This is a genomic window from Chryseobacterium sp. 2TAF14, from assembly GCF_052115105.1.
Classification (GTDB): Bacteria; Bacteroidota; Bacteroidia; order Flavobacteriales; family Weeksellaceae; genus Chryseobacterium.
Window position 1 is genome coordinate 1 of sequence record NZ_JBFRGA010000149.1, and the last position, 6,869, is coordinate 6,869.

Annotated in this window: 7 protein-coding genes; 2 read left to right on the forward strand and 5 right to left on the reverse strand. The window is 33.0% G+C overall.

Features of this window, described 5'->3' with window-relative positions:
• Nucleotides 1-24 precede the first annotated feature (24 nt).
• On the reverse strand, nt 25-546 hold the full coding sequence (locus AB4Y90_RS13710; RefSeq protein ID WP_441558120.1) for a hypothetical protein: 522 nt from the start codon (nt 544-546) through the stop codon (nt 25-27).
• A gap of 653 nt (nt 547-1,199) precedes the next feature.
• A complete protein-coding gene (locus AB4Y90_RS13715; protein ID WP_441558121.1) occupies nt 1,200-2,045 on the reverse strand; it encodes a helix-turn-helix domain-containing protein in 846 nt (281 codons plus the stop codon).
• 482 nt (nt 2,046-2,527) lie between these two features.
• On the opposite strand from AB4Y90_RS13715, the gene AB4Y90_RS13720 reads away from it, so the two are divergent.
• Nucleotides 2,528-2,704, forward strand: a complete 177-nt coding sequence (locus AB4Y90_RS13720) for a histone H1 (protein ID WP_055981058.1) — start codon at nt 2,528-2,530, stop codon at nt 2,702-2,704.
• Nucleotides 2,705-2,914: 210 nt separating this feature from the next.
• Nucleotides 2,915-4,477, forward strand: coding sequence for a M20/M25/M40 family metallo-hydrolase (locus tag AB4Y90_RS13725; protein WP_441558122.1), 1,563 nt, complete (start codon nt 2,915-2,917; stop codon nt 4,475-4,477).
• Nucleotides 4,478-4,560: 83 nt separating this feature from the next.
• Here AB4Y90_RS13725 and AB4Y90_RS13730 read toward each other — a convergent pair whose 3' ends face one another.
• The 3 genes from AB4Y90_RS13730 to AB4Y90_RS13740 form a co-directional block, all read right to left on the reverse strand.
• Nucleotides 4,561-4,959, reverse strand: a complete 399-nt coding sequence (locus AB4Y90_RS13730; RefSeq protein ID WP_441558123.1) for a hypothetical protein — start codon at nt 4,957-4,959, stop codon at nt 4,561-4,563.
• Nucleotides 4,960-5,520 carry an RDD family protein gene (locus AB4Y90_RS13735; protein ID WP_441558124.1) on the reverse strand — a complete coding sequence of 187 codons (561 nt, stop codon included), beginning with the start codon at nt 5,518-5,520 and terminating at the stop codon, nt 4,960-4,962.
• Nucleotides 5,521-5,548: 28 nt separating this feature from the next.
• On the reverse strand, nt 5,549-6,869 hold a 1,321-nt coding region (locus tag AB4Y90_RS13740; RefSeq protein WP_441558125.1), incomplete at its 5' end, for a helix-hairpin-helix domain-containing protein.

Below are 6,869 nucleotides of genomic sequence, written 5' to 3' on the forward strand. Positions count from 1 at the left end.
ATAATATTCTATAGTTATAGTTTGTTATTGGCTAACAATCGTATAAGTTAATTCTGTTGTATAAACTGTAGGATCCTGACCCGCAACATAATTATCTAAGTAAGCATTTGCACCAGCTCCTTTWTATTCAATGCTGATTTTTTTGTTAACACCACCAGTTGTAGAAGTTACCAAAGTGCTTTCGTTTGCAGATAATTGTACGTTTTGAGAGTATTGAGCTCCGTTTACAGCTTCCGAACCTGCTGTAGCTTTTATTTGGATCGTGTTTGCCTGTATGCTTTTTCCTCCGTTTTGCATTGCAGCATTAGCACTTTTTACTTTAACCTGGAAACCTCCTGTACTATAGATGTTTAAGTGATCAGGGTTTACCGATGTTACACCATTCACATAGTCATCTTTTGTTACATACTCTAGGTTAACTACTTTTTGAGAAGTGTTTACTACTAATGTTTGAATTTGTTTTAATTTAACGTTTAGTGTTACGTTTTGCGCGTTAGCATTTGCGAAAGCAAATAGTCCTGCTGCCGCGATTAAAAATTGTTTCATATTATCAATCAGTTTTAATTTAAGATAGGTTGTTATCTGTTCTTTTCGGGTGCAAAGATACATCCCATCTAGAGATTGGGATTTGCAAAAAGATGTTTATTTTTTGCAAATTTTTACCTGATTGAGTAAGAATACAAGAATCTGTACAATAAAAAGCCTTATTGATAAGAATATTAATTTAAGTAAGCCGCATTATTAGCTTTAATAAAAGAATATTTTAATTTTAAACTCTTTTTGTAAAAGAGGTAACCGGATTTAGTGGTTGTTATTCAATAAATCCAGTTACCATTAAAACTGATGATGAAAAGTTTATTAATATGATGAATGTGTCGGTTGAAAAGAATAGATTACAATACTAATAAAACTTTGTGATTTGGTGTTCTTTTTTATTTCTGATAATATGATAATTTTTTATTGCTGTTAATTGATAGTACAAATGTAATCAGTATAAATACCTAATGCAACTTGCTATGGGTTTGATTTAATAATTTTTACGTAAATATTTGTAAATTTTTACGTAAAAATCAATGTTAACTAACTGGAATTTAGATATTTGTATTTTACGTGTTAAGAATTGTACATAAACAAAAAATGCTCTATAAAATAGAGCAGAATAAGAGTATAAATATAAATTTATTTAAAATGATAAGAAATTAGCTAACTAATTCTCTCATATCCGAAGGCTTTTTTCCACTGTGTTTTTTCACAAAATTTGTGAAATTACCCTCGTCTTTAAATCCTAAATCAAATGCGATCTCAGATAAAGTTTTGCTTGAAAATTTAATTGCCTTTTCACATTCGAATATAACTTTTTCAATGATCATTTGTTTGGCAGATTTCCTATAAACAAATTCTGTCATTTCAGTCAGCTTCCGGCTCGAAACCCTAAGCTCACTTGCGTAGTAAGAAACTTTTTTTTCGGTTTTATAATCTCTTTGAAGAATTACTGTAAAGCGGTTAACTAAACTTACAGATTCTAAATGATCTGTAGGATCGTTTTTGTGATCAATATGTAAATGCGCATCAAGAATTAAACTTTCTATGGCATTATGCGCCGCAGAAAAATAAATGTTTTTTTCATCAATAGCTGAAAATCTTTTAAGCCTTTCTATTAATATGATCTTATTATAATCAGTGTTACCAAAATAAGGGGCTACAAAAATGTGAGATTTACTGTTGAAAAAAATATTCGAGTTTAAGTATATGCTGTCTTTTGACGTTTTGTCGAAAAATTCTTTAGAAAAAGCAATTGCATAAATCTCTTTACCGAGAGCATTCCCAAATTCCACATTCTTCTGAGGTCCAATGAACACAGAATTTCCTCCGGAAATATGATAGGGTTTGTTTTCAACGGTAATATCGAGGTCTTGAGTAACAAGATAAATTACAAAATATTCTAAAGTATTAAATTTTCTTGAAAAATTGTTGCGCTCTATAATGTCAGAAACAAGGTTAATGCTGAAGCCGTTATTTTTTAATTCATCGGTTACTTGATACATTAGGTGAGATTGTGTTTTATGAATAAAAATATTCGTCAAAAGTAAGTATAAATTGGAGATAATCATTATATTATGTTAAGTTTTTGATGTAAATTTTCAATAGATGCAATAAAGAAATTAGATTATGATATTTTTATGATCTTTTAAAAAATATTTTTTCTTGGTTTAATCATACTTGCGGACTATTTTTATTCTATTGATTTATTTTGCGGGTAATTAACTTTTATTTAAAAACATGCTATAATTATAGAACAAATGGTGTAGAATTGAAAAAATGAATGCGGAATCGTAGATTTTAGATGTAAATCTGTTTTATGACTGAATTTTTTCTAAAATCTGATGGTTTATTAAATTAATAATCAAGATTTTTTTTAATATTGAATGTTTTAATGTTATATTTTTGTTTATAAAGTTAAAAAATGCCTTTACCATTAGGCTGGAATGGTCTGAAACCATATATTTGCAGCCTAAATTTTATAGACATGAAAGAACTTATCGAAAAAATCAACGCAGAATTTGAAGCGTTCACAACAGAAGCTAACCAACAAGTTGAAAAAGGAAACAAAGCAGCAGGAACCAGAGCTCGTAAATCTGCTCTTGAACTTAGCAAATTGTTCAAAGACTTCAGAAAAGTTTCTGTTGAAGAATCTAAAAAATAAAAAAGAAGCCGGCCAATTTAGCCGGCTTTTTTATGCAGTTTTAAACACCAACAATCTATAATTTTAAATCTGTGCAAATCTGCGCAATCGTGGAAAAAAAATTATTTCCCCTGATCATGCAGATCTTCACAGATTTTTTTGTAGCTAATTGAGATGTAAGAATTTCAATTTTCATTAAATAGCTTTATCTTTATGGCAATCAATAAAAATATGAAGATAAACACTTTTTTTGCAGTTCCTGCAGTCGTTTTGGCGAGTCAGTTTGTGAATGCGCAATCTACCGCCCAAAAATTAAATCCTATTGTTGAAAATTTTGTCAACGAAACCAATAATCATTCTCAGCTGGAAGATATGGCATTCGAATTATTAGACGGAATCGGTCCTCGTTTGGTGGGAACTCCGGAAATGCTGAAATCTAATGAATGGACTGCCAATAAATTGAAATCATGGGGAATTGAAGCAAACCTACAACAGTTCGGAACCTGGAAAGGTTGGCAAAGAGGAACTACACATGTTGACATGGTTTATCCGAGAGTAAAATCTCTTTCCGCAACACAATTGGCATGGAGTCCGTCAACGAAAAAAGCAGTTGAAGCTGAGGTAATTGTTCTTCCTAAAGTTTCTTCAAAAGCAGAATTCGACAAATGGCTGCCTTCTGCAAAAGGAAAAATCGTTTTGATGGCGCAATACCAGAAAATCGGTCGTTCAGATGAGCAGATCAAAGAATTTGCAACTCCCGAATTGTACGAAAAATTAAAAGCCGAAAAAGAGCAGGCTTCAAAAGATTTCCGTGATTATGTGAAAAACATCGGTTATGATAACAATACACTTCCCGAAGCTTTAGAAAAAGCCGGAGTGGCAGGAATTGCCATTTCAAACTGGACAGGAATTATGGGAGCTAATCGTATTTTCGGAGCCAAAACTTCAAAAATCCCAATGTTTGATATTGATGTTGAAGATTATGGTATGTTGTACAGAATGGCGGAAAAAGGCGGCAAGCCAAGAATAAAAGTTGATGCTCAGTCTAAGATTCTTCCGGAAGCAAAAACATTTAACACCGTTGGAATGATCAAAGGTTCAGAAACCCCAAATGAATATGTGATCCTTTCTGCGCATTTAGATTCATGGGATGGCGCTCAAGGTGCAACAGATAACGGAACGGGAGTTTTAACGATGCTTGAAACCATGAGAATCCTTAAGAAATATTATCCGAATCCTAAAAGAACGATTGTTGTCGGACTTTGGGGAAGCGAGGAGCAGGGTTTAAACGGATCGAGAGGATTTGTGGCAGACAATCCTGAAATCATCAAAGGAACTCAGGCGGTTTTTAACCAGGATAACGGAACGGGAAGAGTAATCAATATTGCGGGACAAGGTTTTGTAAAATCGTATGATTATATCGGAAAATGGCTGAATGCCGTTCCGAAAAATGTGAGAGATCACATTAAAACCGATTTCCCCGGAATGCCGGGTGGAGGAGGATCTGATCATGCTTCATTCGTTGCAGCCGGAGTTCCCGGATTTTCTTTAAGCTCACTAAACTGGGGCTATTTCGGTTATACATGGCATACAACCAAAGATACTTACGATAAAATTGTTTTTGATGAAGTGAAAAATAATGTCATTCTTACCACAACTTTAGCGTATATGGCTTCTGAAGATCCTGAATTTACAAGCAGAGAACGCAGAACAATGYCGGAAAACGATAAAGGCGAAATTGCAAAATGGCCTGAAGTAAAAGAGCCGAGAAGAGATTCTAAAGATTATAAATAATTAAATTAAACTAATTATCATTAAATAAAATCGGGTTGAGACAATAACTTAACCCGATTTTTTATTTAAAAATAAAAAGAATCTTATTTTACACGAATAAAAATCTGATCCTCAAAATCCGGATATGTTCTGATGAGCGTATCCTGATTTTTAAAGCCTATAAAATTACTATTTAAAGTGGTATTCTCATATAGAAATTCTTTAAAAGGAAATACATTGTATTCTTCAGATTCTACAAATTTATAATTGAATTGCTTATTAACGATTTCCCGCTCACGCTGTAAGTCTTTTGGTTCTGAAATTGTAACAGTATATCGGTCTTCAATAATTCTGTTTTCATAGGTTTTCTGTTTTATTTCTAATTGTATGTTCAGTGAATCATTGGTCTTCCAAAGACCGATAAAATCTTTACCATTATTTGTTTTGGATGATGGTTTACAACTTATAATAAGTGCGAAAATAAGGAGTTTTAAATATTTCATTTAATCTAATGTTTTATGATTAAGTAGTTTTACGATTTCCGGAATTTTGCTTTCTTTTACAATATACGTTTTGCATAACTTATTGTTCATGTGCATACTGAAATGCATAGTTGTTTTGGAAGCTTCATAACTGCTATTTGGGTCTGAAACTATATCTTCAAATACAGGAAAGAAATTAGCAAATGATAATATATTTCTAAACATCGATTTTAAAATCTTCGGATAATTCCCAAAATCATCAATAACTTTTAATTTAAATAACTTTTTTCCCAATGTTGTTCCGAATATAGATTCAGATATAGTTCCATAAATAAGTACACTTACAATTGAAAAAAATAAAGAGACAATGATAATCTTATTAAAACCATAATGAAATATCAGAAAAAAAGGAATCAAATCGATAACTTTTGCATATAAACGTTCTCTTTCATTTCCTTTGTGTGTCGGATTGTAAGGTAAATCATATTCAAATTCATTATAAATACGTTTACCTTCCGAATCAAAATTTCGGGTTGCTCTTCGTATTATTTTTCTTTCTTTAAGCTCTGAAATTTTTTTCATTTAATTTGATATTCAAGACAAAAGAAAATCACAAAACCATGCTCAACTGAATTCTTTTTCTCTGTTCATCAACTTCCGTTACTCTTACCTGCACGTGTTGATGAAGTTTCACCACTTCATTCACATCAGAAACAAAACCGTCTTTTAGCTGCGAAATATGAACCAGCCCGCTTTCTTTAATTCCCAAATCTACAAAACATCCGAAAGCGGTAATATTGTTGACGATTCCGGGAAGGATCATTCCGATTTTTAAATCGGTGATTTTTTTTACATTAGGGTCAAACTCAAAAACTTTTGCAGCTTTTCTTGGGTCTAATCCCGGTTTTTCCAATTCTTTCAAAATATCTTTTATTCCTAAAATTCCAATATCTTCGGTAATATATTTTTCAGGCTGAATTAAATTGATTTTCTCTTTATTGGCAATCAATTCATTGGCTTTAATTTCTAAATCTTTTGCCATTTTTTCAACAATTCCGTACGCTTCAGGATGAACTGCCGAGTTGTCTAAAGGGTTTTCGCTATTGGTAATTCTGATGAAAGCTGCAGCCTGCTGAAAAGCTTTTTCTCCCAATCTTGGAACTTTCTTCAGTTGTTTTCTGTTTTCAAAAGCTCCGTTTTCGGCACGGTAGTTCACAATATTTTCAGCCATCTTTTCACCAATTCCCGAAACGTAACTTAAAAGCGATTTGCTTGCGGTATTTAAATTGATTCCGACTGAGTTTACGCATTTCATAACCGTAGAATCCAGTTCGTTTTTAAGCTGAGTTTGATCTACATCATGCTGATATTGTCCCACACCGATTGATTTTGCATCAATTTTTACCAGTTCGGCTAAAGGATCCGAAAGTCTTCTTCCGATGGAAACTGCACCACGAACAGTCACGTCGAAACTCGGAAATTCATCTCTTGCAATTTTACTTGCAGAATACACCGAAGCTCCGGCTTCTGAAACCACAAAAACCTGCAAAGGCTTATCAAATCCGATTTTTTTAATGAAAAATTCAGTCTCACGACTTGCAGTTCCGTTCCCGATCGATATTGCCTGAATATTATACGCATTCACCATCGAACGGATCTTCTTCATCGCCATCCCGCTTTCATTTTGCGGAGCATGCGGATAAATGGTTTCGTTGTGCAGTAGATCTCCTTTTTCATCTAAGCAAACTACTTTGCAACCACTTTTAAAACCCGGATCGATTGCCAAAATCCTTTTTTCACCTAAAGGCGGAGCGAGCAAAAGCTGGCTGAGGTTTTCAGAAAATATTTCAATGGCTTTTTTATCTGCTTTTTCTTTTGCTTCCTGAAGGGTTTCGTTGGAAATCGCAGGTTCAAGAAGCCTTTTATAAGAA

What these genes read in the sequence shown, in the direction of transcription:
- AB4Y90_RS13715 (WP_441558121.1), bottom strand. Translation starts at nt 2,045, where the DNA reads ATGTATCAAGTAACCGATGAATTAAAAAATAACGGCTTCAGCATTAAC.
- AB4Y90_RS13720 (WP_055981058.1), top strand. Translation starts at nt 2,528, where the DNA reads ATGAAAGAACTTATCGAAAAAATCAACGCAGAATTTGAAGCGTTCACA.
- AB4Y90_RS13730 (WP_441558123.1), bottom strand. Translation starts at nt 4,959, where the DNA reads ATGAAATATTTAAAACTCCTTATTTTCGCACTTATTATAAGTTGTAAA.
- AB4Y90_RS13735 (WP_441558124.1), bottom strand. Translation starts at nt 5,520, where the DNA reads ATGAAAAAAATTTCAGAGCTTAAAGAAAGAAAAATAATACGAAGAGCA.